The organism is Alsobacter sp. (genome assembly GCF_059501845.1).
Genome location: NZ_JCACDK010000012.1, coordinates 18,021 through 44,314, shown reverse-complemented (window position 1 = coordinate 44,314; position 26,294 = coordinate 18,021). Strand labels below are relative to the sequence as shown.

Annotated in this window: 26 protein-coding genes; 19 read left to right on the top strand and 7 right to left on the bottom strand. The window is 66.9% G+C overall.

The features are described from left to right. Positions 1-69: 69 nt before the first annotated feature. The 3 genes from AC5JCN_RS10560 (at position 70) to AC5JCN_RS10550 (ending at position 3,881) form a co-directional block, all read left to right on the top strand. Positions 70-1,734, top strand: coding sequence for a sugar ABC transporter substrate-binding protein (locus AC5JCN_RS10560; RefSeq protein ID WP_495755010.1), 1,665 nt, complete (start codon positions 70-72; stop codon positions 1,732-1,734). A gap of 87 nt (positions 1,735-1,821) precedes the next feature. After that, entirely contained in the window at positions 1,822-2,940 is a 1,119-nt protein-coding gene (locus tag AC5JCN_RS10555; protein WP_495755009.1) for a carbohydrate ABC transporter permease, read from the top strand. A gap of 80 nt (positions 2,941-3,020) precedes the next feature. Then, positions 3,021-3,881: a carbohydrate ABC transporter permease gene (locus tag AC5JCN_RS10550; protein ID WP_495755038.1), complete on the top strand. Its 861-nt coding sequence runs from the start codon at positions 3,021-3,023 to the stop codon at positions 3,879-3,881. Positions 3,882-3,998: 117 nt separating this feature from the next. Here AC5JCN_RS10550 and AC5JCN_RS10545 read toward each other — a convergent pair whose 3' ends face one another. Both AC5JCN_RS10545 and AC5JCN_RS10540 read right to left on the bottom strand, forming a co-directional pair. Next, a complete protein-coding gene (locus AC5JCN_RS10545; RefSeq protein ID WP_495755008.1) occupies positions 3,999-4,247 on the bottom strand; it encodes a DUF6894 family protein in 249 nt (82 codons plus the stop codon). 69 nt (positions 4,248-4,316) lie between these two features. Then, positions 4,317-5,279, bottom strand: a complete 963-nt coding sequence (locus tag AC5JCN_RS10540) for an isopenicillin N synthase family dioxygenase (protein WP_495755007.1) — start codon at positions 5,277-5,279, stop codon at positions 4,317-4,319. A 203-nt stretch (positions 5,280-5,482) separates the two neighbouring features. Here AC5JCN_RS10540 and rhaS point away from each other — a divergent pair, with 203 nt between their 5' ends. From rhaS to AC5JCN_RS10510, 6 genes are all read left to right on the top strand, one after another. After that, positions 5,483-6,508, top strand: a complete 1,026-nt coding sequence (gene rhaS / locus AC5JCN_RS10535; RefSeq protein ID WP_495755006.1) for a rhamnose ABC transporter substrate-binding protein — start codon at positions 5,483-5,485, stop codon at positions 6,506-6,508. 98 nt (positions 6,509-6,606) lie between these two features. Then, positions 6,607-8,142, top strand: coding sequence for a sugar ABC transporter ATP-binding protein (locus AC5JCN_RS10530; protein ID WP_495755005.1), 1,536 nt, complete (start codon positions 6,607-6,609; stop codon positions 8,140-8,142). Then, complete coding sequence (locus AC5JCN_RS10525; protein ID WP_495755004.1) at positions 8,139-9,134, top strand: ABC transporter permease; 996 nt, start codon at positions 8,139-8,141, stop codon at positions 9,132-9,134. Before AC5JCN_RS10530 ends, AC5JCN_RS10525 begins: the two co-directional genes overlap by 4 nt. 7 nt (positions 9,135-9,141) lie before the next feature. Continuing rightward, positions 9,142-10,170, top strand: a complete 1,029-nt coding sequence (locus tag AC5JCN_RS10520) for an ABC transporter permease (protein WP_495755003.1) — start codon at positions 9,142-9,144, stop codon at positions 10,168-10,170. A 113-nt stretch (positions 10,171-10,283) separates the two neighbouring features. Continuing rightward, a complete protein-coding gene (locus AC5JCN_RS10515) occupies positions 10,284-11,552 on the top strand; it encodes an alpha/beta hydrolase (RefSeq protein WP_495755002.1) in 1,269 nt (422 codons plus the stop codon). A 117-nt stretch (positions 11,553-11,669) separates the two neighbouring features. Continuing rightward, positions 11,670-12,695 (top strand): aldo/keto reductase, encoded by a 1,026-nt coding sequence (locus tag AC5JCN_RS10510; RefSeq protein ID WP_495755001.1) that lies wholly within the window; start codon positions 11,670-11,672, stop codon positions 12,693-12,695. A gap of 43 nt (positions 12,696-12,738) precedes the next feature. On the opposite strand, the gene AC5JCN_RS10505 is transcribed toward AC5JCN_RS10510, so the two are convergent. Together AC5JCN_RS10505 and AC5JCN_RS10500 are read right to left on the bottom strand one after the other, a co-directional pair. Next, positions 12,739-12,999 carry a DUF6894 family protein gene (locus AC5JCN_RS10505; RefSeq protein WP_495755000.1) on the bottom strand — a complete coding sequence of 87 codons (261 nt, stop codon included), beginning with the start codon at positions 12,997-12,999 and terminating at the stop codon, positions 12,739-12,741. Between the two features lie 309 nt (positions 13,000-13,308). Further along, positions 13,309-13,569 (bottom strand): hypothetical protein, encoded by a 261-nt coding sequence (locus AC5JCN_RS10500; RefSeq protein WP_495754999.1) that lies wholly within the window; start codon positions 13,567-13,569, stop codon positions 13,309-13,311. Between the two features lie 164 nt (positions 13,570-13,733). On the opposite strand from AC5JCN_RS10500, the gene AC5JCN_RS10495 reads away from it, so the two are divergent. After that, complete coding sequence (locus AC5JCN_RS10495) at positions 13,734-14,645, top strand: amidoligase family protein (RefSeq protein WP_495754998.1); 912 nt, start codon at positions 13,734-13,736, stop codon at positions 14,643-14,645. A 6-nt stretch (positions 14,646-14,651) separates the two neighbouring features. On the opposite strand, the gene AC5JCN_RS10490 is transcribed toward AC5JCN_RS10495, so the two are convergent. Continuing rightward, entirely contained in the window at positions 14,652-16,268 is a 1,617-nt protein-coding gene (locus AC5JCN_RS10490) for a GMC family oxidoreductase (protein ID WP_495754997.1), read from the bottom strand. Positions 16,269-16,389: 121 nt separating this feature from the next. Between AC5JCN_RS10490 and AC5JCN_RS10485 the strand changes: the two genes are divergently transcribed. The 7 genes from AC5JCN_RS10485 to AC5JCN_RS10455 all read left to right on the top strand — a co-directional run bounded on the left by AC5JCN_RS10485 (position 16,390) and on the right by AC5JCN_RS10455 (position 23,507). Further along, a complete protein-coding gene (locus tag AC5JCN_RS10485; protein ID WP_495754996.1) occupies positions 16,390-17,067 on the top strand; it encodes a DUF2238 domain-containing protein in 678 nt (225 codons plus the stop codon). Between the two features lie 39 nt (positions 17,068-17,106). Next, complete coding sequence (locus AC5JCN_RS10480) at positions 17,107-17,757, top strand: helix-turn-helix domain-containing protein (protein ID WP_495754995.1); 651 nt, start codon at positions 17,107-17,109, stop codon at positions 17,755-17,757. Positions 17,758-17,860: 103 nt separating this feature from the next. Beyond that, positions 17,861-18,757: a class II glutamine amidotransferase gene (locus AC5JCN_RS10475; RefSeq protein WP_495754994.1), complete on the top strand. Its 897-nt coding sequence runs from the start codon at positions 17,861-17,863 to the stop codon at positions 18,755-18,757. After that, positions 18,757-19,446 (top strand): protein glxC, encoded by a 690-nt coding sequence (locus AC5JCN_RS10470; RefSeq protein WP_495754993.1) that lies wholly within the window; start codon positions 18,757-18,759, stop codon positions 19,444-19,446. Before AC5JCN_RS10475 ends, AC5JCN_RS10470 begins: the two co-directional genes overlap by 1 nt. Then, complete coding sequence (locus AC5JCN_RS10465) at positions 19,446-20,783, top strand: FMN-binding glutamate synthase family protein (protein ID WP_495754992.1); 1,338 nt, start codon at positions 19,446-19,448, stop codon at positions 20,781-20,783. Before AC5JCN_RS10470 ends, AC5JCN_RS10465 begins: the two co-directional genes overlap by 1 nt. A 61-nt stretch (positions 20,784-20,844) precedes the next feature. Continuing rightward, positions 20,845-22,149, top strand: coding sequence for a type III glutamate--ammonia ligase (gene glnT, locus AC5JCN_RS10460; RefSeq protein WP_495754991.1), 1,305 nt, complete (start codon positions 20,845-20,847; stop codon positions 22,147-22,149). Positions 22,150-22,337: 188 nt separating this feature from the next. Continuing rightward, complete coding sequence (locus AC5JCN_RS10455) at positions 22,338-23,507, top strand: zinc-dependent alcohol dehydrogenase (RefSeq protein WP_495754990.1); 1,170 nt, start codon at positions 22,338-22,340, stop codon at positions 23,505-23,507. 14 nt (positions 23,508-23,521) lie between these two features. Here AC5JCN_RS10455 and osmF read toward each other — a convergent pair whose 3' ends face one another. Beyond that, complete coding sequence (gene osmF / locus AC5JCN_RS10450; protein WP_495754989.1) at positions 23,522-24,469, bottom strand: glycine betaine ABC transporter substrate-binding protein OsmF; 948 nt, start codon at positions 24,467-24,469, stop codon at positions 23,522-23,524. A gap of 218 nt (positions 24,470-24,687) precedes the next feature. On the opposite strand from osmF, the gene AC5JCN_RS10445 reads away from it, so the two are divergent. Further along, positions 24,688-25,374, top strand: coding sequence for a PRC-barrel domain-containing protein (locus tag AC5JCN_RS10445; RefSeq protein ID WP_495754988.1), 687 nt, complete (start codon positions 24,688-24,690; stop codon positions 25,372-25,374). A 76-nt stretch (positions 25,375-25,450) separates the two neighbouring features. Here the strand turns inward: AC5JCN_RS10445 and AC5JCN_RS10440 are convergent, their stop codons facing one another. Continuing rightward, a complete protein-coding gene (locus tag AC5JCN_RS10440; protein ID WP_495754987.1) occupies positions 25,451-25,771 on the bottom strand; it encodes a hypothetical protein in 321 nt (106 codons plus the stop codon). A 91-nt stretch (positions 25,772-25,862) separates the two neighbouring features. Between AC5JCN_RS10440 and AC5JCN_RS10435 the strand changes: the two genes are divergently transcribed. Beyond that, entirely contained in the window at positions 25,863-26,267 is a 405-nt protein-coding gene (locus tag AC5JCN_RS10435; protein ID WP_495754986.1) for a DUF3775 domain-containing protein, read from the top strand. Positions 26,268-26,294: the final 27 nt, after the last annotated feature.

The window sequence follows — 26,294 nt, the reverse complement described above, 5'->3', positions numbered from 1 at the left end:
CTGTGAGGCATCCTGCAGCCTGAGGACGGCCAGGCCCACAGACGTCAAGAACCGTCAGGGGGAAACGCCGTGAAGCAAGGACTCTACGATACCATCATGCAGGCGCAGGCGAGCCGCCGCGGCGTGCTCAAGGGAGCCGCTGCCGCCACTGCTGCCGCCGCCATGGGCGGAACAGCCCTCGGCACCGCGACAGTCCCGGCGCAGGCGCAGACCAGCCTGCGCGCCCAGCTCCTCCAGATTCCTGGCGTAGGCAAGGGCCAGCCGACCGACGCCGACTGGCAGAAGGTCGGCGAGCTCACGCTGGCCGCCACCAAGGCCAACGTACAGCCCGGCGAGTTCAAGGGCGTCGAGCTCAGCTTCATGGGTCTCAACAACCAGAACCTCCACAACGTCCTGTTCCGCGGCTTCCTGAAGCCGTGGGAGGACTACACCGGCGCCAAGATCACCTGGATCGACCTCGCCCAGGCCGACTACAATCCCCGCCTGCAGCAGGCCATCGCCACGGGCACGGTCGACTTCGACATCGTCGAGATGGGCGCGCCCTTCGAAGGCGACGTCTGCGGCAAGGGCCTCGCCTCGGAGATGCCGGACTGGGTCAAGGCCCAGATCGAATATGACGACTATGTCGGCTACCTGAAGCCGCCGGTCGGCACGTGGGGCGGCAAGACCTACCGCATCACCATCGACGGCGACTGCCACACCATCAACTACCGCACCGACGTGTTCTCCGATCCGGAGCTCGCCAAGGCGTGGAAGGCGGCCGGCAATACGACCGAGTGGGGCATCCCGCGCACCTGGCAGCAGGTGCAGGCGGCCACCAAGTTCCTCAAGGGCAAGAAGGTCGGCGGCAAGGACGTCTACGGCTATCTCGACGCGCCCAAGCCCTGGGGCGGCTTCGGCTTCTACTTCCTCGGCAGCCGCGCGACCGCCTACGCCAAGCATCCCGACGACAAGGCCTGGCTCTTCGACGTCGACACGATGAAGCCGCGCATCAACAACCCGGCCTGGGTGCGGGCCATCCAGGACGTTATCGACGCCCTGCCCTCCGAGCCGGCCGACCAGCTCAATGCCGACCCGAACACGACGGGCTTCCAGCAGTTCCTGGGCGGAACAGGCTCGATCCTGGCGTGGTGGGGCGACATCGGCTCCAACGCGAAGACGAACGACTCGTCGGTCATCGGCGACGTCGTCAGCTTCGACACGCTGCCGGGCTCCGACGACGTCTACAACGCCAAGACGGGCAAGTGGGACAAGCTGGCCTCGGGCCCGAACTACGCGCCCAACATGGCCTATCTCGGATGGGGCGTTTACGTGATGGCCCGCGTCGACAGCGACGCGAAGAAGAAGAAGGCGGCCTGGAGCGCCGCGGCGCATCTCGGCGGCAAGGACCTGTCGCTGTGGACGGCGGCGTATCCCTCGGGCTTCCAGCCCTACCGGAACAGCCACTTCCAGATCGACGAGTGGGTGGCAGCTGGCTACGACAAGGCCTTCATTACGTCCTACCTGAATTCCCAGGCGAACTCCTACAACCACAAGAACGCGGCCATCGAGCCGCGCATCCCCGGCATCTTCCAGTACTACAGCGTTGCCGAGGACGAACTTGCCAAGGTCTTCGCCGGCAAGGCGAGCGCCCAGCAGGGTGCCGACGCCATTGCCGCGGCCTGGGAGAAGCTTACGGACCAGATCGGCCGCGAGAAGCAGATCGCCCTCTACAAGGCCTCGCTCGGCCTCTAGTCTCTGACATCGCCGGCGGGGGCCTTCCCCGCCGGCAACATGCCCTGCGCGCCAGGATCCGCCCCGGCCCCCAACACGCGATCCTTGATGGACAACGGTACCGCATTGACCGCCGCACCGGCCGATCCCGCCGCAGCCTACATCATCTCCGAAGGGCGGAAGACGGCAGGGCGCGTCCTCATCGCGGCCGCGACGCTCGGTCTCGCGGCGATCATTCTCTACCAGTTCCTCTTCGCCGCCGACGTCACGTCGTCGGGCTTCGAGACATGGCGGCCGGTGCTCTACGCCTACGTGGCCTGGGGCATCGCGCTGGGCGCCGGCCAGGTGATGATCCGCGGCGAAAAAGGTCAGCGCGCGCTGTTCGTGCTGCCGGCCGTGCTCTTCACCATCGCCCTGGTGGTCTTTCCGACCCTGTTCGGCTTCTACATCGCCTTCACCGACTGGAATCTCAGCTCCGTCACGGGGAGGAAGTTCAACGGTCTCAACAACCTCACCTCCCTGCTGGCCGACCCGTATTTCTGGAACGCGCTGGGCAATATGGTCTGGTACGTGCTCGCCGTACTGGCGCAGTACGCCATCGGCTTCGGCCTCGCGCTGCTGCTCAACGCCGACATCCGGGCCCGCAAGTTCTTTCGCGTCGCCTTCCTGATGCCTTTCATGCTCAGCCCGGTGGCGGTGAGCTGGATGATCGGCAAGTCGATCATGGAGTACCGCTTTGGCCCCGCCGCGACGCTGGCGCGGGCGCTGGGATGGGAGAACCCGGCCTTCTTCGCGTCGCCCGTCATCGCCAAGCTCAGCATCATGGCCATGGACGCGTGGGTCTCGATCCCGTTCGTCATGATCCTGATGCTCGCGGGGCTGCAGGCCATACCGCAGGAGATCAAGGAGGCGGCGCGGATCGACGGTGCCAATCCGTGGCAGACCTTCTGGAAGATCACCTTCCCCCTGATGCTGCCGGTCAGCGTCACGGCGGTGGTGCTGCGCGTCATCTTCGAGCTCAAGCTCGCCGACATCGTCATCAACGTCACATCCGGCGGGCCCGGCGGGGCTACCGACACCGTGTCGAGCTTCATTTACCGTGAGTATCGCGATCGCTCGAACGTCGGCTACGGCACGATGCTGGCCCAGTTCTACTTCGTGCTGATCGTGATCTTCGTCGTCGCCATGCTGGCCGGGGTGAACCGTTTCATGAAGAGGCTCTCGTGAGCACGGCCCTCCCCTCCGCCCGCCAGCCGATCGACCGCGAGGATGCCCGTCCGTCGGCCGCGACCTACCAGGCGAGCCGGATCGTCGGGAAGGTGATCATCTACGCCCTGCTGCTGTTCTGGGCCTTCGTCTCGCTGTTTCCGATCTACTGGACGATCACGACCTCCTTCAAGGTCGCGGTGGACGTCACCCAGGGTCACATGATCCCGTGGGTCGACTTCCAGCCGGACTGGCGGGGCTGGCGCTCGCTGGGCCTTTCGCCCGACACGTTCTTCAACACGTCGACGGTCCGCGACGAGTTCCTGAAGCGCTTCCTCAACAGCGTGGTGATGTCGACCGGGGCCTCGCTTCTCGCCGTCGCGCTGGGCTCGCTCGCCGCCTACGGCCTCGTGCGCTTCGACTACAAGTTCGCGATCTGGCGCAACAAGGACATCTCGTTCTTCTTCCTGTCGCAGTTGATCCTGCCGCCCGTCGTCCTCGCGATGCCGTTCCTCGTGCTCTACAAGGAACTCGCGCTGCTCGACACCAGCATCGGCCTGATCCTCGTCTACACGCTGATGGTGCTCCCCATCGTTATCTGGATCATGCGCGACCAGTTCCGCTCGATTCCCGTCGAGCTGGAAGAGGCTGCCGCCATCGACGGCGCGAGCGTGTGGGGAACGTTCCTGCGCATCATCGTGCCGCTTGCCCTGCCCGGCATGGCGGCCGCCTTCATTCTGTCGGTCGTGCTGTGCTGGAACGAGTACTTCTTTGCGGCACTGCTCACGAGCTCCGGCGCCAAGACGCTGCCGGTGATGGTGGCCAGCCAGACGGGCTCGCAGGGCATCAACTGGTGGTCGATGGCCGCGCTCTCGACCGCTGCCATCGCGCCCCTCGCCGTCATCGGCATCCTGCTCGAGCGCTACATCATCCAGGGCCTCACGGCTGGCGCGGTGAAGTAGCGCCGCATCTCTTGCCGGGCGCGATTCGGCTCAGCCCCACCCTCCGCGTCCGCCTGCCGGGCCGGAGGTGCGTCGCGACAGCAGGCGACGGCTGAGGCGACCAGACCGGGGGCCCCTTCAGTTGGGAAACTCCTTGGTGTCGAGCGCCTCGACGAAGGGGAACTCAAGGACGATCTCGTCGTCCTCGTCCCGCACCTCGAACTGGCAGGCGATCCAGTTGACCGGACGCTCGGTCTTGCTGGCCATGAGGGACTTGGCGGCTCGCCGGGCCGCGGCCCAGGCCGCGTCGGCGTTGGGCAGGATCTGGCCATCAGGATCGGGAAGGACGGTCCCTTCCATCACGACATTGAAGAAGTAGCGTGGCATGGCCTCTCCTGGCACCGGGGGAGCCCGAGTGTAACCCGGCCGGGCGAAAAAGGATCGGCGTTTGGCAGATCAGCCTGCCGCCCCGGCGCGGCGGTGGGCATAGGTGGCGTCGAGCCGCTGGGCAAGATACTCCGCTCCGGTCACCGGCGCATAGCGGGCAGGTCGGCCCGGACCTGTGCAGCCGGGGATTACTTCGACCACAGCGTCGGGATTGGGATCCATGAAGAACGCGACCGAGAGCCGTTCCCGCGGGGCGCGATGCACGACGCGGTGCGGCGTCGAGACGTAGACGTCGTTCGTCCAGCGCATCAGGCAATCACCGATGTTCACGACATAGGCACCGGCGGGCAGCGGGGGCGGAGTGATCCATTCGCCGGTTCGGGTCTGCACCTCCAGGCCGCCGGCGTCGTCGGTGAGGAGCAGCGTCAGATTGCCGTAGTCGGTGTGCGCCCCGGCGCCGATCGCGCCTTCGGGCACGGTCTCCGGTGCCGGCGGATAGCGCAGCAGCCGCAGCGTCGCGAGAGGCCGGTCAAAGCTGGACTCGAAGTAGCCGGCGGGCAGGCCGAGGTCGGTCGCCACCGCACGGTGCAGCATAAGCCCGAAGCCGTGCACGGCGTCGAAGTAGCGCAGCAGCGTTTCGCGCCAGCCCGGAATGGCAGGCCACGCGTTGAGGCCCCGGAAGGGCCGGCCGGCCACGATCTCCGGATCGTCCGGCGCGAGGTCGAAACCGATGTTGAAGGCCTCCTTGAGATCGGCGGGCCTGGAGGGATCGAGAGCCTCTCCGCCCAGCCGCACCCAGCCGCGGTTGTTCCCGACCCGCTCGATGGCGAGCGCCTCCTTGTCGGCGAGTGGCAGCGCAAACAGGGTGCGCGCCGCGTCGAAGACCCCGGCCTGCAGGTCACCCGGGACGGGGTGGCCGGTGACGGCAAAGAAGCCGATGCCGCGGGCCGCTCGTCCTACGTCGCCGGCGATCCGCGCGAGCGCATCCGGCGATCCGCCCGCGAGGCCGGACACGTCGATGACAGGGATCATGCAAACCTCCAATGCGGAGGATGCGCGGCTCGAAATGGCATCGCCAGCCCAAGTTTCAGGCAATTGCAACCGCAGAACACAAGTTTGCGCGCACAATGGTCCGGAATGCTCGCGAAGCGTCCATTGACCGTCCTGCATTCCGCCGACTAACGTCCGCCCAACGCTGCACCGAAAACTGGGGCAGCGGTCCTCGGGAGGAACATATGACGCGTTTTTCGGCCGACAGGCGCACCCTTCTCAAGCTGGCCGGCGCAGGCGCCGCTGCCACCGTGCTGCCGGCAGGCCTCACCACCCGTGCCTTCGCGGCGGACAAGCGCATCGCGCTCGTCGTGAAGAACCTCGGCAACAGCTACTTCGACGCGTGCCGTGACGGCGCCAACAAGGCCGCCAAGGAACTCGGCGGGATGGAAATCATCTACACCGCGCCGACCAAGGCGACGGCCGAGGACCAGATCGCGGTCATCGACGCGCTGATCGCCCAGAAGGTGGACGGCATCATCGTCTCCGCCAACGACGCCAACGCCCTTGTTCCCGTCGGAAAGAAGGCGATGCAGCGCGGCATCAAGGTGATGTCGTTCGACTCGGCCATCGCCAAGGACGGCCGCATCGTGCATCTCAGCGCATCCTCCACGCCGCTGATCGGTGCCAAGCAGGTGCAGATGATCGCCAAGACCCTGAAGGGCGAAGGCGAGGTCGCGATCTTGTCGGCCGCTTCCACCATGACGAACCAGAACTCCTGGATCGCCGCCATGAAGGAAGAGTGGAAGAAGCCCGAATACGCCAAGATGCCGCTCGTCGCGACGGTCTACGGCGACGACCAGGACGACAAGAGCTACCGCGAGATGCAGGCCCTGGTGAAGGCGCACCCGAACCTCAAGGGCGTCATCTCCCCGACCACGATCGGCATCCGCGCGGGTGCCAAGGCCATCATGGACGGCGGCCTCGTCGGCAAGGTCTACATCACCGGCCTCGGCCTGCCGTCCGAGATGAAGGACGCCGTGCTCAAGGGCGCCTGCGACAGCTTCGCGATCTGGAACCCGGTGGACTACGGCTACGCCTCGACCATGATCATGGCCGGCATCCTGGCGGGCAAGCCCGCAACACCCGGGTCGACCGTCTCCATGGGCGCGAAAGGCGACACCAAGGTCGACGATACGGGCGAGGCCGTCATGGGCGAGCCCTTCGTCTTCGACAAGTCGAACGTCGAGCAGTTCGCCAAGATCTTTTGATCCGGCACTGCGGCCGGCGGCCTTCGCGGCCGCCGGACCCGATCATCGTGGCCGGGCCGTGCGCCCGGCCATGTTCTGCGTAGATCCGGCAGGCCCGCGTGACATCCTCTCCTACCGACCGGCCCATCCTCACGCTCTCGGACGTGTCCAAGAGCTTCCCCGGCGTGAAGGCCCTGCGCGGCGTGTCGATGTCGCTGTATCCGGGCCAGGTCACCGCGCTCATCGGCGAGAACGGCGCCGGCAAGTCGACGCTGGTGAAGATCCTGACGGGCATCTACACGCCCGACGAAGGGCGGGTGGAGGTCGGCGGCACCGAGCGGCACATGCTCTCGCCGCGCGATTCCTGGGCTGCCGGCATCTCGGCCATCCACCAGGAAACCGTGATGTTCGACGACCTCTCGGTCGCCGAGAACATCTTCATGGGACACATGCCCGGCGGCGCGCTGATCGACTGGCGCGCCATGCGCGCCAAGGCGGAGGAACTCCTCAAGCGCATCGAGGCGGATTTCTCCGCCGATACGCCCCTGAAGCGGCTGTCCGTCGCGCAGAAGCACATGGTGGAGATCACGCGCGCGCTGAGCCACGAGGCGTCGGTGATCATCATGGACGAGCCGACGGCCGCGCTGTCGCGCCACGAGATCGACGACCTGTTCCGTATCGTCGCGCAGCTAAAGGCGGCGGGTAAGGCTATCCTTTTCATCTCGCACAAGTTCGACGAGATCTTCCGCATCTCGGACCGCTGGATCTGCCTGCGCGACGGCGAGAAGGTCGGCGAAGGGCTGACGGCCAATGTGCGGGAACCCGACCTTGTCCGCCTGATGGTGGGCAGGCCTATCGACCAGGTCTTCCCAAAGCGCAACATCCCCATCGGCGATGAGGTGCTCAGGGTCGAGGACCTGTCCAACGCGACTGAGTTCGACGGCGTCTCCTTCACACTGCGCCGGGGCGAGATCCTGGGCTTCTACGGGCTCGTTGGCGCCGGCCGCTCGGAGGCGATGCAGTGCCTCTTCGGCATGAGCCCGCCTACGCGTGGGAAAGTGTCCATCGGCGGACACCCTGTCGAGATCCACGGGCCGCCCGACGCCATTGCCGCCGGCATCGCCTATGTCCCGGAGGACCGCCAGCACCAGGGCGCGCTGCTGCCCCTCGGCATTCGCGAGAACACGACGCTCGCCTCCCTCGCCCAGCATGTGCGCGGGCTTTTCCTGTCCCGGTCCTCAGAGCGCGTGGCGACCCGCAGCCTGGGCACGCGGCTTTCGGTGAAGGCTGCCACGTGGGAGCAGTCGGTCGGACAGCTTTCAGGCGGCAACCAGCAGAAGGTCGTCCTGGCAAAGTGGCTGGCCACCAAGCCCAAGGTCGTCATCCTCGACGAGCCGACCAAGGGCATCGACATCGGCTCGAAGGCCGCGGTGCACGACTTCATCGGCGAGCTCGCCGAGCAGGGGCTGGCCGTGATCCTCGTCAGCTCGGAGCTGCCCGAGGTGATGGGCCTCGCCGACCGGGTACTCGTGATGCAGGAAGGACGCGTGGTGGCGGAAGTGGAACGCGGCCGGACATCCGGACCGATGCCGTGGAGTGCGGAGAACATCGTCGCCGCCGCGACCGGAGGGCCGGTGGAGGCGATGGCATCATGAGCGCGCTGCTGCGCTACCGCGAAGTCCTGCTCGCGGCCATCATCGTCGCCATGGTGATCGGCATCGGCGTGTACGCGCCGGTGTTCCTGGCCCGCGACAGCCTGCTCGGCGTGCTCAACGACACGGCCTTCCTGTTCATGATGGCGCTCGCCCAAGCTGTCGTGATCCTCACGAGGGGCATCGACCTCTCGGTGGCCGCCAACCTCGCTCTCACCGGCATGCTGACCGCCATGCTGGCGCAGCATGCGCCGGAACTGCCGGCGGTCGTCTTCCTCCTGTTGGGGCTCGCCATCGGGCTCGGGCTCGGGCTGATCAACGGCTTCCTCATCGCCGTGCTCGGCATCCCGCCGATCGTTACCACGCTGGGCACGCTCGCCATCTTCCGCGGCATGATCGTTGTCGTGGGCGGCGGCGGCCAGGTGAACGCTTCGGAGATGGGCGAGAACTTCCAGGGCTTCCCGAAGCTGACGGTTCTCGGCCTCAACAGCGTGTTCTGGATCGCCGTTCTCGTCTCCATCGCGGCTTGGGTGTTTCTCAACTTCACGAGGCCGGGACGCGGTCTGTACGCCGTCGGCGGCAACCCTGTTGCGGCGCGCTATTGCGGCATCGACCTCGGGCGGCAGCAGCTCATCGCCTACGCCATCTCCGGCGCGGTGGCGGGTCTTTGCGGCTACCTCTGGGTGGCACGCTACGGCGTCGCCTATGTCGAGATCGCGACCGGCTACGAGCTGACGGTGATCGCAGCCTGCGTGATCGGGGGAGTCTCCATCGGCGGCGGCATCGGATCGGTTTCGGGCACGCTGCTGGGCGCGCTCTTCATCGGCGTCATCGTCAATGCGCTGCCCGTGATGCAGGTCTCGCCCTTCTGGCAAATGCTGATTTCGGGGGCGGTCATCCTGCTCGCCGTCATCATCAACGCCCGCGCCGAGCTGCGGCCGGACAAGCTGATCCTGCCGGAGGCGCGCCGGGCGGCCGCCCAGGCCAAGACCTGAGGCCGCCATGACGGAAGCCGCCCGCAATCCCGAGACGTCGGCCCGCTACGAGGTGGCGGACAGGCCGCCCTTTCGCCTGTCGGACATGCTGCTGCGCTGGGAGTCGATCCTGTGCCTGCTGCTCGCCGCGGTGATCGTCGGCAACACGCTGATCTCGCCCTACTTCCTCGACATCTTCAATCTCGCGGACGCCACTTACAACTTCTCCGAGAAGGCGATCATCGCGCTCGCCATGGCCCTCCTGATCCTGGTGCGCGAGATCGATCTCTCCGTCGCCGCCATCGTTGCGCTGGCGGGCATGTGCATCGGCCTCGTGGCGGAGGCAGGTTACGGCGTCCCCGTCCTCGTCCTGACGGGCCTGATCGTCGGCCTGCTCTGCGGAGCGTTCAACGGGCTGCTCGTCACGCGCACCGGCGTGCCCTCCATCGTCATCACCATCGGCACGATGTCGCTCTACAGGGGCATCGCGCAGGTCACGCTCGGCGATCAGGCGCTCACCACCTTCCCGCAGGAGTATCTGTCGCTCGGGCAGAGCTACCTGATCGACATGCCTCCGCTGCCGCTCTCATTTGTCCTGTTCCTGCTGCTGGCCGTCATCTTCGGTATCGTCCTGCACGGGACCGCAACCGGCCGGCGGCTCTTCGCGATTGGCGCGAACCCGGTGGCGGCCCGCTTCTCGGGCATTCGCGTCGACCGGATACGCTTCGCGCTGTTCACGCTCTCCGGCCTGCTCTCCGGCCTCGCGGCCGTTCTGCTCGTTGCGCGCATCGGCGTCGTCCGGCCCAACATCGGGCTCGGCTGGGAGCTCGACGTCATCACCATGGTGATCCTCGGCGGCGTCGCGATCTCGGGAGGCGTCGGCACCATCCCCGGCGTCGTGCTGGCCGTCTTCGTCCTTGGGCTCGCCACTTTCGGCCTGTCGCTGATGAACGTGCCCGGCATCGTCATCAACGTCCTGCTCGGCCTGCTGCTGATCATCACCATCGCGGCTCCGATCGTGATCAGGATGGTCCAGGGCCGCGCCCCGGCGCGCTGACCGGCCCACCGCCGCTGCACCGATCCCTCCCCTATTCGGGAGGGGGCGGCATCAGCGACCTTGATTTTGGCGCCATTGGAGGGACTCTGCGGCTGCACTTTCCCGGAGCCACCATGCGCCGCACCGCCCTGCCCGCCCTGCTTGCAGCGATCCTTGTCGCGGGATGTGCGTCCGACCGCATCGGTGCGCTCGTGCCCGTTCCAACCACAGTGGCCGGAACGAGCCAGGTCGACCTCCTCGTCGCCACCACCCGCGCCTCGACCACGATCGAGAAGGATCTCTTCACGGGCGAGCGGGCCGACAAGCCGGCCTTCGCCCGCATCGGCGTGTCGATCCCTCCCGATACAGCGCGCAAGATTGGCGAGGTGCAGTGGCCCTCGCGCGTTCCCGGCAATCCGGCCACCGACTTCGTGACCACCTACGCCGAGCGGCTCGAAAAGCCGCAGGCGGTGAAGTGGTTCGGCCAGGCCGTTCGAAAGACGCCGGGCCGCCGCGTTCTCGTCTTCGTCCACGGCTTCAACAACCGCTTCGACGACGCCGTCTTCCGCTTTGCCCAGATCGTCCACGACAGCGGCGCGCCGGTTGTGCCCGTGCTCTTCACCTGGCCGTCGCGCGGCAGCGTCTTCGCCTATGGCTACGACAGGGAGAGCACCAACTATTCCCGCGACGCCCTCGAGGACCTGCTCCAGTCGCTCTCGAAGGATCCCGCCGTCGGCGAAATTTCGATCCTCGCGCATTCCATGGGCAACTGGCTGGCGCTGGAGTCGCTGCGCCAGATGGCGATCCGCGACGGCCGGGTCTCCCCGCGGATCAAGAACGTCATGCTCGCGGCGCCCGACGTCGACGTCGATGTCTTTCGCCGCCAGTTCGCCTCGCTCGGCAAGGACCGGCCTGACGTCACCCTGTTCGTCTCGCAGGACGACCGTGCCCTGGCCGTTTCCAGGCGCGTCTGGGGCAACGTCCCCCGCCTGGGCGCGGTGAACCCGGAGAGCGAGCCCTACAGGGACGAGTTCAAGGCCGACAGGATCACCGTGCTCGACCTGACGAAGTTGCGGACAGGGGACGATCTCAACCACGGCAAGTTCGCCGAGAGCCCGGAAGTGGTGAAGCTGATCGGCCAGAGGCTCGTCGACGGCCAGACGATCACGGACCAGCGCGTCGGCCTGGGCGAACGGATCGCCCAGGTGACGCAGGGTGCCGCCAGCACCGTCGGGGCAGTGGCCGGCGCCGCCGTTTCGGCGCCCATCGCGATCGTCGACCCCGCCACCCGGCGCAGCCTCGACGACCAGATCGACGCGGCGGCCGGAAACCTGGCGGCAACGGCGCAGGGTGCCGCGGGGGTCGTGAGCGCTCCGGTCGAGGCCGCCGGCGGGCTGCAGTGACGCTGCCCCGCTCACCGCGCGGGACTGCATGGCGCCGGGGCGCTGGACCGGGCATGCTCTCCGCCCGATGATCCCACCCGACAGGGCTTCAGGGCCCGCTCTCCCGCGGAGGACGTGATGGAATACAGGCGATTGGGCGCGTCCGGCTTCAACGTGCCGGTCCTGAGCTTCGGCACTGGCACGTTCGGCGGGCGCGGCGCCTTCTTCCAGGAATGGGGCAGCACACAGGCCGACGAGGCCCGGCGCCTCCTCGACATCTGTCTCGACCATGGCCTGAACTGCTTCGACAGCGCTGACGCCTATTCGGGCGGCGCGGCCGAGGAGATCCTCGGCGCCGCCATCCGCGGGCGGCGCGACAAGGTGATCATCTCCACCAAGGCGACCTTCAGGACGGGCGACGGCCCGAACGATGTCGGCTCCTCGCGCTACCGGCTCGTGAAGGGAATCGACGCGGCCCTGAAGCGCCTGGGCACCGACTACATCGACCTTTTCCAGCTCCACGGCTTCGACGCCCACACGCCCGTCGAGGAGGTTCTCTCCACGCTGGACGAGCTCGTGCGGGCCGGGAAGCTGCGCTATCTCGGCGTATCAAATTTCTCCGGCTGGCACCTGATGAAGTCGCTGGCCGTGTCGGATCGGTATGGCTGGTCCCGCTACGTCGCCAACCAGGCCTATTACTCGCTGATCGGCCGCGACTACGAATGGGAGCTGATGCCGCTCGGGCTCGACCAGGGCGTCGGCGCGGTCGTGTGGAGCCCGCTGGGCTGGGGCCGCCTCACCGGGAAGCTGCGGCGCGGGCAGCCCTTGCCCGAGACGAGCCGCCTGCACAAGACCGCCGAGAACGGGCCACCGGTCGAGGACGAGCGCCTGTTCCGGGTGGTCGACGCGATCGACGCGATCGCCGCCGAGACCGGGAAGACCGTCCCGCAGATCGCGCTGAACTGGCTTCTGCAGCGTCCGACCGTCTCGACCGTCATCATCGGCGCGCGCAACGAGGAGCAATTGATGCAGAACCTCGGGGCTGTTGGCTGGAACCTGACGACAGAGCAGGTCGCGCGTCTCGACGCCGCGAGCGATGTCACGCCTGTCTACCCCTACTGGCACCAGCGTGGTTTCGCCGAGCGCAATCCGCCGCCTGTCTGAGGCCGGGTTCGCGACAGCGAGCCGCCGTCACGGCGGCGGCTCGTCAGTGCAGGCGTGTCGTCGCCCAGAGCAGTGCCGTCAGCACCATGGACAGCCGGATCACGAAGATGACGTTGAGGTCCTGCCCGCGTGCGACGAGCATCCAGGACCTGCGGTCCTCGCCCTCGGGTGTCTGCTGCTTCAGGAGCTTTGTGGCGCGAGCGATCGCCTCCGACACTGCGCCGGGCAGATCGGGCAGATCGATGCCGATCTTGTCAGGCTTGCAGTCCTTGCCTGCGAGAACGTCGAAGTAGTAACGGGCCACGTCCGTGTCCTCCGCACCGCCATTATATGGCGACACGCGTGAATTATCCAAAGGCTCAACGCGCAGGAAAGGCGGGGTATGCGTCAAAGGAAAGACGGCTCGGGTATGCCTGGCAGATCGGGAACCGGAGCCATCCTGGCGGCGGCATTTACAACCAGCGTGAAATGAGCCCGCCAGACACTTGATATAAAATCAGGTTTTGGCCCGGAAGACAAGCTTCACGACGGCGACCCGATCGGTCTCCGTCGCAATTGCACTCTGTCGCTCCACGAAAAGGGAGCTTTTGCGAAGAGCTTCGTCGGAAGTTGCTCAGAAAAACGCCAGCCGTCGCCCGCGGGTCCGCACGGGATTGAAGAATTCCGGCCTCCGCTCGAGCAGCGCAAACTCGGGCGGAAAGCCTGGAAGCTTCCAGCTCTCGAATTCGGTCCAGAATTCGTCCTGGGCCAGGGTTTCCGCTTCTGAGGCGATGTCGCGGTAGTCGACTTCTGTCCAGCCCTCACCGGGGCTCTGGATCACATAGGCACGGCCCGGGAACATCAGGGCCGGCCGGTCACTCCAACGGAAGAACATGATGATCCTCCCAGTCGGCCTCTTCAATTTAAAGCATCTGCGCTATTAAATTAACAGTAATAGCTTGACGTCAACCTTTGTGAGTCGCCCGGTCCTGACGCGCGCGAGTTCCCAGCACTCCTCCGGCGTTGCAACCAGCCTCCTGAATCGCCATCTCCCGGGCAATGCAGACGCCAGCGCTCAGCGATGACATCGCCCCGGCAACACGGCCCGCTCGCCGGGAGCGCCGCACCGGCGTGGAAGTGGAGTTCCTCGGACCGTCAGCCCGCGCCGCCGCCGCCGCGCTCGCCGCGGGCCTGGGTGGAACGCTGGAAAAGGAAGATCCGCACGCATTCCGCATATCCGGCAGCCGGCTCGGCGAGCTGCGAATCGAGACCGATCTTCGGGCGGTGCACCCGCGCCGGCACCCTGAACTCGCCTTCAGGCTCGACGATCGCTCTGCCGACTGGCTCGGCTCCCTCGTGCAGCCCTTTGTTCCGCGCGAGTTCATCACGGGGCCCCTGCCCTTCCACCGGCTCGCGGAAGTCGACGACGCCGTAGCCTGCCTGCATGCTGCCGGGGCCCGTGGCGAAGGGACGATCCTGTTCGACACGCTGGGGCTTCACTTCAACATCGACCCGCCAGACGAGACGGTGGCGACTTTGGTCGCCTATCTCCGCGCCTTCCTCGTGCTGGAGCAGGAGGTCAGGCTGGCCTGCGCCGAGGGACGGGAAGACACCCTGTCGGCGCTCACGGCGTGCTTTCCATCCGCCTATGCCCGGCTCGTCCTCTCGCCGGACTATGATCCGGATGCTGCGGCCTTCGCCCGTGACTATCTGAGCGCCAACCCGACGCGGAGGCGCGGCATGGATCTGTTGCCTCTTCTCGCGCACCTCGACCCGGAAGGCGTCCGCGCTGTTTTGCCGCGGGAGAAGATCAGCGCGCGGCCGGTCTTCCACTACCGGCTTCCGCTCGCGCATGCGGGTGTGCAGGGCTGGAGCATCATGCCGGCGTGGGAAACGTGGCTGCGCGTGGAGAACCTTGCCGCGGACCGCGACGAGCTGGCGCGGCAATCGCGAGCCTTGCTGGCGGGCTGATCCGGCTCAGCCCACCGCCTTCGCGTCCTCCAGCATCATGCGGCTGGCCTTCTCGGCAATCATAATTGTCGGTGAGTTCGTGTTTCCCGAGGTGATGGTCGGCATCACCGACGCGTCGGCCACGCGCAGGCCGGCTATTCCGCGAACCCGAAGTCGCTCGTCCGTCACGGCTAGCCCGTCCCCGTCGGGTCCCATCCGCGCCGTGCCGACGGGATGGAAGATGGTCGTAGAGATGTCGGCTGCCGCTTTCGCGAGGTCGTCCTCGGTCACCAGCTCGGGGCCCGGCCTGTACTCCTCCGGCTTGTAGCGCGCGAGCGGGGGAGCCGCGACGACCCGGCGAACGAGCCGGATGGAATCCACCGCCACCTGGCGATCATCGGCGGTTGCAAGGTAGTTGGGCTGGATGGCCGGGGGCTGGCGCGGGTCCGGGCTCCTGGGTGTCACCGTTCCGCGGCTCGTCGGGCGAAGGTTGCAGATGCTGGCCGTGAATGCGTCGAAGGCGTGCATCGGCTCGCCGAAACGGTCGAGCGACAGCGGCTGCACGTGGAACTGCACGTTGGCACGATTGTAACGGGGCGATGAGCGCGTAAACGCGCCGAGCTGCGACGGCGCCATGGTGAGTGCGCCGCGGCGCAGGAACGCGTATTCGACGCCCATCGCCGCGCGCTTCAGCAACGAGCGGTACTCGGAATTCAGCGTCTTCACCCCGCTCACCTTGAAGATCGGCCGGATCTGCAGATGGTCCTGCAGATTGGCGCCGACGCCCGGCAGGTCGGCGACGACGGGAACACCCAGGCCCTGAAGCACGGAGCCTGACCCGATCCCCGAAAGCTGCAGCAGGTGCGGCGTCGCAATGGCGCCAGCGGTCAGCACCACCTCGCGCCGCGCCCGCGCCTCGGCCGGCATGCCGGCCCGGTCATAGGCGACCCCCACGGCACGGCCCTGCTCCACGATCACGCGGGTGGCGTGCGCGCCGGTGATCACCGCGAGGTTCGGCCGGCCCATGGCCGGACGAAGAAACCCACGCGCGGCGGACCAGCGGCGGCCGTTCTTCTGGTTCACCTGGAAATACGAGACACCCTCGTTGTCGCCCCGGTTGAAGTCGTCCGTGCGCGGGATTCCGCTCGACTCGGCTGCCCGGATGAATGCTTCCAGGATGTCCCAGCGGGCACGCGGCTTGTCGACCCGCCATTCCCCGCCGGCGCCGTGGTGCTCGGTTTCGCCCGCGTGGTGATCCTCGTGGCTGCGGAAGATCGGCAGCACGTCGTCCCAGCCCCAGCCGGGCAGGCCCATTTCGCGCCACCCATCGTAGTCGGCGGCCTGGCCGCGCATGTAGATCATGGCGTTGATGGCCGAGCAGCCGCCAAGCACCTTGCCGCGCGGATAGTTCAGGGCGCGGCCGTTCAATCCCGGCACGGGCTCCGTCTTCATCAGCCAGTCGGCGCGCGGGTTGCCGATGGCGAAGAGGTAGCCGACGGGGATGTGAAACCAGATCCAGTTGTCGTTGCCGCCCGCCTCGAGCAGCGCAACCCGATTGCGGGGGTCGGCGGAAAGGCGGTTGGCCAGCACGCAGCCGGCGGACCCGCCACCGACGACGACGTAGTCGAACTCCTGGATGTCCATCGCTCGTCACTCCTCCCCCGCCCTTCCTACCAGCAGGGGCGCCTGTGTGAAGGTGTCTGGCGTCGAGGCCGGGATTGACGCGGCGTAGTAGCGCGTCCTTTGCTGGATCCATGGAGGTGGCATGAGCGCGGTGGGTACCGGAGACGCGAAGACGAGGGAGACCGCCCGTCCCGGACTTCTCCCGCTCGTTCTTCTTGCCCTCGTGCTGGCAGCGACGGCCTCGTCCTATGTGGGTGCTTCGGACCGCCTGACATGGTGGCTGGAAGCCCTGCCGGTCGTCGTCGCCGTTCCCGCGATGGTCCTCACCTCCCGGCGCTACAGGCTGTCGGACCTGCTCTACGGACTCGTCTTCGTGCACTGCCTCATCCTCCTGGCGGGCGCACATTGGACCTATGCCGAGGTACCGCTCGGTGAGTGGGCCAAGGGATGGTTCGGCTGGGACCGCAACAATTACGACAAGCTCGGGCACCTCGCGCAGGGGGTGACCCCAGCCATCCTGACCCGCGAAATCCTGCTGCGCTGGTCGCCCTTCCGGCTCGAGCCGCGCAATCGCTGGCTCCCCGTGCTGTGCGTTGCCGTGCCGGGCGCCTTCAGCGCCATCTACGAGATCATCGAATGGTTCACGGCAGTGGCGCTGGGCGGCGCCAGCGCCGCCTTCCTCGGCTCGCAGGGGGATGTGTGGGATGCGCAGTCCGACATGCTGATGGCCTTCATCGGAGCTATCGCTGCGCTCGTGCTGCTGAGCCGGCTCCACAACGCATCGTTGCAGCGCCTGGGATGGCGGCCGGGAGCCGCGTAGTTCGGCGTTGCAGGCAATCGAGGGTTGGAGAGGGACTGAATGGCGGGCACGGGTGACAAGCTGAAGGGCGGGAAGCCGGAGGATGGCCTGGCGACGGGGTCGGATGCGCCTCCCGCGCCGCCCCGTGTGCTGGAACTCGCGATCGGACGGCAGATCCGCGCGCTGCGGCGGCAACGCGACCTCTCGACAATCGATCTTTCCGCCGCGGCGGGGATCTCGACGGGAATGCTGTCGAAGATTGAGAACGGGCAGATCTCCCCGTCCCTCTCGACACTCCAGTCGGTCGCGGCGGCGCTGGGCGTCTCCATCTCGTCCCTCTTCGCAAGCTTCGAGGAACGGCAGGACTGCTCCTACGTGCCGGCCGGCCGTGGGGTCACCATCGAGCGCCGGGGCACCAAGGTCGGGCATGTCTACGAGCTGCTCGGCCACGTCCTGCGTGGCGAGGTGGCGGTCGAGCCGTACCTGATCACGCTGCGCGAGGATGCGGAGGCCTATACCGGCTTCCAGCATGCGGGGATCGAGTTCATCTACATGCTGAGCGGCGAGGTCCTGTACCGGCACGGCGGCGATACCTACCATCTCAGGCCCGGCGACTCGCTGCTCTTCGACTCCGGCGCGCCGCACGGCCCGGAGACGCTCGTCGTGCGCCCGATGACGTATCTGTCGATCATCGTCTACCCCCGCCAGTGACGTCGGCCTGTTTCTTCTCCGGAAGAAAATGTGAGCGGAAGGGTTGATGCGCCAGCCGTGCCGCAGTAGCGTCCCGCCATTCTCGATATCGGGGTACGCGGTCATGTGCGGCATCGTCGGGCTCTTCCTGAAGGACGAGCGATTGCAGCCCGAGCTCGGCGGAATGCTGGCCTCGATGCTCGACGTCATGTGTGATCGAGGCCCCGATTCGGCAGGGTTTGCGGTTTATGGCGAGGGCGCCGACAGCCGCGTGAAACTCACCCTTCGCGGACCGTCCGGGACGGACTTCGCAGCCATTGCCGCTGCACTTCAGCCGGCTGCAGGCGAGCCTGTCCCGGTCACGATGCGCGACACCCATGCCGTGATCTCCGTTCCCTCCGGGCGGGAGCCGGCCGTCAGGGCAGCTCTCGCCGCCGGCGAGCCTGGCATCGACGTCGTCGGAGCGGGCAAGCGCATGGAGCTCTACAAGGAGGTTGGCCTGCCGTCCGACGTGGCGCGCCGCTTCGGGCTGGCCGGAATGGCGGGTACGCACGGCATCGGCCACACCCGCATGGCGACCGAGAGCGCGGTCACCACGCTCGGCGCGCATCCCTTCTCGACCGGCGTGGACCAGTGCCTCGTCCACAACGGCTCGCTCTCCAACCACAACGACATGCGCCGCGTCCTGCGACGTGAGGGACTGAGCTTCGAGACGGACAATGATTCCGAGGTCGCGGCCGGCTATCTCACCTGGCGGCTTCGCCAGGGCGAAAGTCTCGGCGTCGCGTTGGAGCATGCGCTCGACGCGCTGGACGGCTTCTTCACCTTCGTCGTCGGCACCGAGAGCGGATTTGGCGTGCTGCGCGATCCCATCGCCTGCAAGCCGGCCGTCATGGCGGAGACGGACGCCTACGTCGCCTTCGGCTCGGAGTTCCGGGCTCTCGCCGACCTGCCGGGCATCGGCTCGGCGAGGCTGTTCGAGCCCGAGCCCGCGACGGTCTATTTCTGGGACCGGCACTGATGCCCGTCTTCGACCTATCCGCCGCGCCGCTGCGTGAACTGAACGCCGCACTGCATGCGCTCCCCGCAGACAGCAACAAGACGCACTGGCGCGTGCTCAACCCGGGTGGCGCACACGCCATCGCGGCAGGGCTCGACGCGCCGGTGACGGTCGAGGTGGAGGGACATGCCGGCTATTACTGCGCGGGCATGAACAAGCTCGGCACGGTGATCGTGCGCGGCAACGCCGGCACGGGTGTGGCCGAGAACATGATGTCCGGCTTCGTCCACGTGACGGGCGATGCCTCGCAGTCCGCCGGTGCGACCGGACGGGGCGGGATGCTCGTCATCGACGGCAACGCTGCCGCCCGCTGCGGCATCTCCATGAAGGGCATCGACATCGTGGTGAAAGGCTCGGTCGGCCACATGTCCGCCTTCATGGCCCAGGCGGGCACGCTGACCGTGCTCGGCGATGCCGGTGAGAGCCTTGGCGACAGCCTGTACGAGGCGCGCCTCTACGTGCGGGGCACGGCGAAGTCGCTCGGGGCCGACTGCGTCGAGAAGCGCATGACGGATCATCACCGAGAGAAGCTCTGGAAGAAGCTCGAGGCCGCCGGGATCGCCGGCCAGGTCGATGTCTCCGAGTTCCGCCGCTACGGTTCAGCCCGCGGGCTCTACCATTTCCACGTCGACAATGCGGGGGCGTACTGATGACCGACGGCCAGCCTCCCCGCACGCCGCCGCGCTTCTCGGCCACGTTCGATCCCGCGACGCTGGCGGAGATCCGCCGGGCTGCGGCGACAGGCATCTACGACATCCGCGGCGGCGGGACGAAACGCAAGCTGCCGCATTTCGACGACCTGCTCTTCCTCGGCGCCTCCATCAGCCGCTATCCGCTCGAGGGCTATCGCGAGCGCTGCGCCACCACCGTCATGCTGGGCACGCGGTTCGCGAAGAAGCCCATCGAGCTGAAGATTCCGGTGACCATCGCGGGCATGAGCTTTGGCTCCCTCTCCGCCCAGGCCAAGGAGGCGCTGGGACGCGGCGCCACGATGGCGGGCACCTCGACGACGACAGGCGACGGAGGCATGACTGCGGAGGAGCGCGGGCACTCCCAGCTGCTCGTCTACCAGCTCCTGCCGTCGCGCTACGGCATGAACCCGGACGATCTGCGCCGGGCGGACGCCATCGAGATCGTCGTCGGCCAGGGAGCGAAGCCCGGCGGCGGCGGCATGCTGCTGGGCCAGAAGATTTCGCCGCGCGTCGCGGACATGCGAACCCTGCCGCAGGGCATCGACCAGCGTTCGGCCTGCCGCCACCCCGACTGGACGGGCCCGGACGATCTCGAGATCAAGATCGAGGAGATTCGGGAGATCACCGACTGGGAAAAGCCCATTTATGTAAAAGTGGGAGCCTCCCGCCCCTACTACGACACCGCGCTCGCCGTGAAGTCCGGAGCCGACGTGGTGGTCCTCGACGGCATGCAGGGCGGCACCGCGGCAACGCAGGACGTCTTCATCGAGCATGTCGGCATTCCGATCCTCGGAGCCATTCGCCCGGCCGTGCAGGCGCTGCAGGACCTCGGCATGCACCGCAAGGTGCAACTGGTCGTCTCCGGCGGCATCCGGAACGGCGCCGATGTTGCCAAGGCCCTGGCGCTGGGAGCCGACGCCGTGTCGATCGGCACGGCCGCCCTCGTGGCGCTCGGAGACAACGACCCGCGCTGGGAGGACGACTATCGCGCGCTGGGCTCGACGGCCGGGGCCTATGACGACTGGCACGAGGGCCGCGACCCGGCGGGCATCACGACGCAGGATCCTGTTCTTGCAGCTCGTCTCGATCCGGAACTCGGTGGCCGTCGGCTCGCCAATTACCTCGCCGTCATGACGCTCGAGGCGCAGACGATCGCCCGCGCCTGCGGCAAGACGCACCTGCACAATCTGGAGCCGGAGGATCTCGTCGCCCTCACCATCGAGGCAGCGGCAATGGCGCGCGTCCCGCTGGCGGGAACGGACTGGATCCCCGGGTCAGGGCGCGGGGGGATCTGAGGCTGGATCGGCGGCGCGGTCCTTGCTTCGGATCCGCTTAGCGACTTCGGAGGGGGACGACATGACGCTGGATCTGGCCGTAGCCGCGAAGGAACGCGGGATCAGGTACTTCCTGATTTCCTATACCGACCTGTTCGGCACGCAGCGCGCCAAGCTGGTGCCCGCGGCGGCCATCGCCGAGATGGCCCGGGCCGGCGCCGGGTTCGCCGGGTTCGCGACGTGGCTGGACATGACACCCGCCCACCCCGACCTGTTCGCCATCCCGGACCCCGCGAGCCTCATCCAGCTGCCGTGGAAGCCCGAGGTGGGATGGCTTGCCGCCGATCTCTGGATGGCCGGCAAGCCGGTCGACCAAGCTCCTCGCAACCTCCTGAAGCGCCTGGTCGCGAAGGCGGCCGAGGACGGCTACGAGCTCAAGAGCGGTGTCGAGTGCGAGTTCTTCCTCATCTCGCCCGACGGCACGGCCATCTCCGACGCGGCGGACCGGCAGGCCAAGCCCTGCTACGACCAGTCCGCACTCATGCGCCGCTACGACGTCATCACCGAGATCTGCGACGCCATGCTGGCGCTGGGCTGGCGGCCCTATCAGAACGACCATGAGGACGCCAACGGCCAGTTCGAGATGAACTGGAACTACGATACCGCCCTCGTCACAGCCGACAGGCACGCGTTCTTCAAGTACATGGTGAAGTCGGTCGCCGAGAAGCATGGGCTGCGGGCGACCTTCATGCCGAAGCCCTTCACGGCGCTGACCGGCAATGGCTGCCACGCCCATGTCTCGCTGTGGAGCCGCGACGGCCGCAACCTGTTCGACGACGAGGCCGGGGAACTCGGCGTCTCAAAGGCCGGCTACCACTTCATAGGCGGCCTCATCCACTCTGCCGAGGCACTGGCCGCGATCACCAACCCTACGGTGAACTCGTACAAGCGCATCAACGCGCCGCGCACCACGTCCGGCGCCACCTGGTCGCCCAACACCGTCACCTACACCGGCAACAACCGCACCCACATGATCCGCATTCCGGAGGCCGGCCGCTTCGAGCTGCGCCTCGCCGACGGAGCGGTGAACCCCTACCTCCTGCAGGCCGGCATGATCGCCGCCGGCCTCGATGGCATCCGTAACGGCCGCGACCCCGGCAAGCGGCTCGACATCGACATGTATGTCGACGGCCACACGGTGAAGGAAGCCAAGCGGCTGCCGCTGAACCTTCTCGATGCGCTACGCGCCTTCGAAGCCTCCACGACTTTGCGGCAGGCTTTCGGCGAGGAGTTCTGCACGGCGTTCGTCAAGCTCAAGACAGCCGAGTGGAACGCCTACGCCGCGCATCTCACCGACTGGGAGCGGGACAACACGCTGGATTGCTAGGGCCGGACACTCCCCGTCCTAGCGAGCGAAGCGAAACAACCCAGGCCTGTCGGCCTGATCTGGCGCTGCGCTTCTCGCAAGGACGGGCCGGGCGTTCGCAACGGCCTCTCGTACCCTCCCCGACCCTCAGGAACATGTCCCACGCCTCGGCGTTTGCCGGACCCCCCGTCCGAAACCCGAGGTTCCCAATGAAAGCCCTGTGCTGGCACGGCAAACAGGACATCCGCTGCGAGAGCGTCCCCGACCCGAAGATCGAACACCCCCGCGACGCCATCATCAAGGTGACGTCCTGCGCCATCTGCGGCTCCGACCTGCACCTCTATGACGGGTTCATGCCCGGCATGGAGTCGGGCGACATCATGGGCCACGAGACCATGGGCGAGGTGGTCGAGGTCGGATCCGAGAACAAGGCGTTGAAGCCGGGTGACCGCGTGGTCATCCCCTTCACCATCACCTGCGGCGAATGCGACCAGTGCCGGCGCGGCAACTTCTCCGTCTGCGAGCGTTCCAACCGGAACAAGGAGATCGCAGACAAGACCTTCGGGCACACGACGGCCGGGCTGTTCGGCTACACCCACCTCACGGGCGGGTATGCCGGCGGGCAGGCCGAGTATCTGCGCGTGCCCTTCGCTGACAAGACGCACATCAAGGTGCCCTCGTCACTCACCGACGAGCAGGTCCTGTTCCTCAGCGACATCTTCCCGACCGGATGGCAGGCAGCCGTCCAGTGCGACATCCAGCCCACGGATACAGTTGCCATCTGGGGTGCGGGCCCCGTGGGCCAGATGGCCATCCGCAGCGCCGTTCTGCTCGGCGCCAGGCAGGTGATCTGTATCGACAACGTTCCCGAGCGTCTCGCCATGGCGGAGGCCGGCGGCGCGATCGTGCTGAACTTCGACGAAGACAGCATCGTCGAGCGGCTGAACGAACTCACGGCGGGCAAGGGCCCGGAGAAGTGCATCGACTGCGTCGGAATGGAGGCGCATGCGACGGCCACGCTCGACTCGATGTACGACCGCGCCAAGCAGGCCGTCATGCTGGAGACCGACAGGCCTCACGTGCTGCGCGAGATGATGTATGTGTGCCGCCCGGCAGGCATCCTCTCCGTTCCAGGCGTCTATGGCGGGGTGCTCGACAAGATCCCGTTCGGGATGATGATGAACAAGGGTCTCACCATCCGCACCGGCCAGACGCATGTGAAGCGGTGGACAGACGATCTGCTGAGGCGCATCGAGGAAGGCCAGATCGACCCGTCTTTCGTGATCACCCACCGGGTGAGCCTCGAGGACGGCCCCGACATGTACAAGACCTTCCGCGACAAGAAGGACGGCTGCATCAAGGTGGTGCTGAAGCCGTGACGCCCTGAGAGGGGTCAGCGGCTGGTGCGGGTTGCCGCAGGCGGTATGAAGCCGTGGGCGGTCAGGTAGTCCCGCGCCACCGTCCGCGCGTCCATGCCGTCCAGCGCAATGCGGGCGTTCAGCTGCTGCAGCGTTTCCTTGTCGAGCGTGGCGAAGACGGGCTCTAGCGCATCCCGGATCTCGGGATTCTGCTTCAGGATCTCGGCCCGTACGACCGGCGCCGGAGCGTAGACCGGCTGCACCTGACGCGTGTCCTCGAGAATCACGAGATCAAGAGCGGCGAGTTCGCCGTCCGTGCCATAGGCCATGGCGGCATTGACCCCGGCGATGTTCTGAGCGGCGGCCCGGATGGTGGCCGCCGTGTCGCCACCCGAGAGAACCAGCGTCTGTTCGGGCGAGAGAGTGAAGCCGTAGGCCTTTTGGAATGCAGGCAGCGCCGCCGAGCTTTCCAGAAATTCCTGCGAGCCCGCGAGCTTGACCCGTCCGCCCTGCCCCACCCAGCGGGAGAAATCGTCCAGCGTGCGAATGCCATTCGCTTTGGCGACGTCGCGGCGAAGCGCGATGGCCCAGGTGTTGTTCGCGGGCGCCGGTTTGAGCCAGATCAGCCGCCGGTCCGCGTCGATCTCGCGGGCGCGCTCAAAACCCGCAGAGGCGTTGCGCCAGACCGGGTCGGCCTCGCTGCCGGAGAAAAAGCCGGCGTTCCCCGTGTATTCGGGATAGATGTCGATATCGCCCGAGATGATGGCCGAACGAACGGTCCGCGTCGGTCCAAGCTGGAGCTTGCTCTCGACATCGAGCCCGCGCCGTTGAAGAAGCTCCAGGATCATTGATCCCAGCAGTGCCCCCTCCGTGTCGACTTTCGATGCCACGGTGATCTTCGCAAGGGATGCCCCTGCTGGAACCGCCATGCAAACGAGCGCAACGCTGAACGCTAGCAGCGCCCGCGCGACTGTGCCGGCCATTTTGTTCGAACTCCCAAACCTGTCCCCCCGACTGCATGCGCTTTAGGCAGACTTGCCGATGTGCGGTCCCACACATTCCGCCTCCGCCGCCACGGGCCGCCCGGGAGGGCACTGTTGCAAAGCCCGAGAACCATTTGCGGGCTGTGCCGTTGTGGGGGCACGCGCAGGACGCGCAGCAACATCTCGTTGCGACGACAGTTTTTTCGAGGAGACAGACCATGATCACCAGGACCCTGGCCGCCGGCCTTCTCGCCACCGCTTGCTTCTGCGCCCCCGCTTTTGCGCAGGACAACACGACGGCCAATCCGCCGGCTGCGACGCAGCCGATGACGCCGGGCGGCGACACCAACGCCACGATGAACAACACCACCAACAGCAACGCCAGCGGCACGATGAACCAGGCCGGCGCAGGTGCCAGCAGCGGCGCAATGAGCGACAAGTTCTACGCCAACACGGCAGGCGGCGAGTGGCGCGCCTCGAAGTTCATGGGCCTCGACATCTACGGCGCCGACAACAAGAAGATCGGCGACGTGCGCGAACTGGTGATGAGCCATGACGGCTCGATCAAGGCGGTCGTGATCGGCGTCGGCGGCTTCCTCGGCATCGGCGAGAAGGATGTCGCCATCCCGTACAACCAGGTGCAGTGGACGCAGCGCGCTGTGACGGCGGCGAACACAACGGCCAACAACGGGCCTGCCACCAGCGGTACGGCCGCCAACACCACCATGGCGAACAACAACGCCGCCGCCACGACCGGCAACGGCAACGACGTGACCGGGACGGTCGCGATGAACGGCAACGAGGCCTATCCGGATCGTGGCGTCGTCAACGCGACGAAGGACGAACTCAAGAACGCTCCGACCTATCGCTACCCCGGTGATCGCAACACCGGCAACGCGCAGTAAGGCTGCGTCCAGCCAACTGGTCTGAGACACAGGGAAAGGGCCGCTCTCACGAGCGGTCCTTTTTCTTAGCGCCGTGTCACGACAACAAGTACCCCGCCCCTGCCACCACGGCCCCGGTGACGAGCGCGAGTCCGACGATCAGGTACACGACGGTCCGGTTTCCCTCACGGTCGGGCTTGCGCGCGGGTGGAGCCCCGCCGAAGCGGCCGCGTTCATTTGCGGCGGCCATGGCCCGCTCCTTCGGACTGGGAGGATGCCCGGCAGCCTCGTCGTCAGTGCCCAGGGGTGCCAGCCCGGGATCGCTGGAAGGCACCTTGTCGCCCGTTTGCCCGGCATCGATGTCGGCCTTCAGTTTCGCCGATGTCGGCGGGCGCTGCTCGTATCGTTCTTCGTTCATTCCTGCCTCCGGGTCGCGGGATGGAACCGGCCGGAGGTCCCGCCGGTTCCGCAAGCACCCCGCCCGTGGCGGGCCATCTCCGGAGACCCTCATGGATATCGCTCTCGACAAGGTCTGTGCCCTCATCCGGCAGGCCCGCCGCTTCGACGTGAAGGAAGGCGACACCGATCCCGACAGCGGCTCGAACGCTACTGATGATCGCAACTTCGACGTTCTTGAGGACGGTGCCGACGATCCCATCGAGGGTGAGATCCGAAACTTCCTCGCAGGCCTCAACGATGACGAGAAGACTGATCTCGTAGCCCTCGTCTGGATTGGCCGAGGCGATTTCGACGCGTCCGACTGGGACGAGGCAACCCGCACCGCGCGCGATCGCAGCGAGGGGGACATCGGCGATTACCTGCTCGGCATCCCAAACCTGCCCGACCTGCTCGATGAGGGGCTGGCCGCCTTCGACCTTTCCTGTGTGGATGAGAATGCCGGGGCCGGTGTGTAGAAGACCGGCTGAGGGAGCGATCGTGTA

What these genes read in the sequence shown, in the direction of transcription:
- AC5JCN_RS10555 (WP_495755009.1), top strand. Translation starts at nt 1,822, where the DNA reads ATGGACAACGGTACCGCATTGACCGCCGCACCGGCCGATCCCGCCGCA.
- AC5JCN_RS10545 (WP_495755008.1), bottom strand. Translation starts at nt 4,247, where the DNA reads ATGCCACGCTACTTCTTCAATGTCGTGATGGAAGGGACCGTCCTTCCC.
- AC5JCN_RS10540 (WP_495755007.1), bottom strand. Translation starts at nt 5,279, where the DNA reads ATGATCCCTGTCATCGACGTGTCCGGCCTCGCGGGCGGATCGCCGGAT.
- rhaS (WP_495755006.1), top strand. Translation starts at nt 5,483, where the DNA reads ATGACGCGTTTTTCGGCCGACAGGCGCACCCTTCTCAAGCTGGCCGGC.
- AC5JCN_RS10525 (WP_495755004.1), top strand. Translation starts at nt 8,139, where the DNA reads ATGAGCGCGCTGCTGCGCTACCGCGAAGTCCTGCTCGCGGCCATCATC.
- AC5JCN_RS10520 (WP_495755003.1), top strand. Translation starts at nt 9,142, where the DNA reads ATGACGGAAGCCGCCCGCAATCCCGAGACGTCGGCCCGCTACGAGGTG.
- AC5JCN_RS10515 (WP_495755002.1), top strand. Translation starts at nt 10,284, where the DNA reads ATGCGCCGCACCGCCCTGCCCGCCCTGCTTGCAGCGATCCTTGTCGCG.
- AC5JCN_RS10510 (WP_495755001.1), top strand. Translation starts at nt 11,670, where the DNA reads ATGGAATACAGGCGATTGGGCGCGTCCGGCTTCAACGTGCCGGTCCTG.
- AC5JCN_RS10500 (WP_495754999.1), bottom strand. Translation starts at nt 13,569, where the DNA reads ATGTTCTTCCGTTGGAGTGACCGGCCGGCCCTGATGTTCCCGGGCCGT.
- AC5JCN_RS10495 (WP_495754998.1), top strand. Translation starts at nt 13,734, where the DNA reads ATGCAGACGCCAGCGCTCAGCGATGACATCGCCCCGGCAACACGGCCC.
- AC5JCN_RS10490 (WP_495754997.1), bottom strand. Translation starts at nt 16,268, where the DNA reads ATGGACATCCAGGAGTTCGACTACGTCGTCGTCGGTGGCGGGTCCGCC.
- AC5JCN_RS10485 (WP_495754996.1), top strand. Translation starts at nt 16,390, where the DNA reads ATGAGCGCGGTGGGTACCGGAGACGCGAAGACGAGGGAGACCGCCCGT.
- AC5JCN_RS10480 (WP_495754995.1), top strand. Translation starts at nt 17,107, where the DNA reads ATGGCGGGCACGGGTGACAAGCTGAAGGGCGGGAAGCCGGAGGATGGC.
- AC5JCN_RS10475 (WP_495754994.1), top strand. Translation starts at nt 17,861, where the DNA reads ATGTGCGGCATCGTCGGGCTCTTCCTGAAGGACGAGCGATTGCAGCCC.
- AC5JCN_RS10470 (WP_495754993.1), top strand. Translation starts at nt 18,757, where the DNA reads ATGCCCGTCTTCGACCTATCCGCCGCGCCGCTGCGTGAACTGAACGCC.
- AC5JCN_RS10465 (WP_495754992.1), top strand. Translation starts at nt 19,446, where the DNA reads ATGACCGACGGCCAGCCTCCCCGCACGCCGCCGCGCTTCTCGGCCACG.
- glnT (WP_495754991.1), top strand. Translation starts at nt 20,845, where the DNA reads ATGACGCTGGATCTGGCCGTAGCCGCGAAGGAACGCGGGATCAGGTAC.
- AC5JCN_RS10455 (WP_495754990.1), top strand. Translation starts at nt 22,338, where the DNA reads ATGAAAGCCCTGTGCTGGCACGGCAAACAGGACATCCGCTGCGAGAGC.
- osmF (WP_495754989.1), bottom strand. Translation starts at nt 24,469, where the DNA reads ATGGCCGGCACAGTCGCGCGGGCGCTGCTAGCGTTCAGCGTTGCGCTC.
- AC5JCN_RS10445 (WP_495754988.1), top strand. Translation starts at nt 24,688, where the DNA reads ATGATCACCAGGACCCTGGCCGCCGGCCTTCTCGCCACCGCTTGCTTC.
- AC5JCN_RS10440 (WP_495754987.1), bottom strand. Translation starts at nt 25,771, where the DNA reads ATGAACGAAGAACGATACGAGCAGCGCCCGCCGACATCGGCGAAACTG.
- AC5JCN_RS10435 (WP_495754986.1), top strand. Translation starts at nt 25,863, where the DNA reads ATGGATATCGCTCTCGACAAGGTCTGTGCCCTCATCCGGCAGGCCCGC.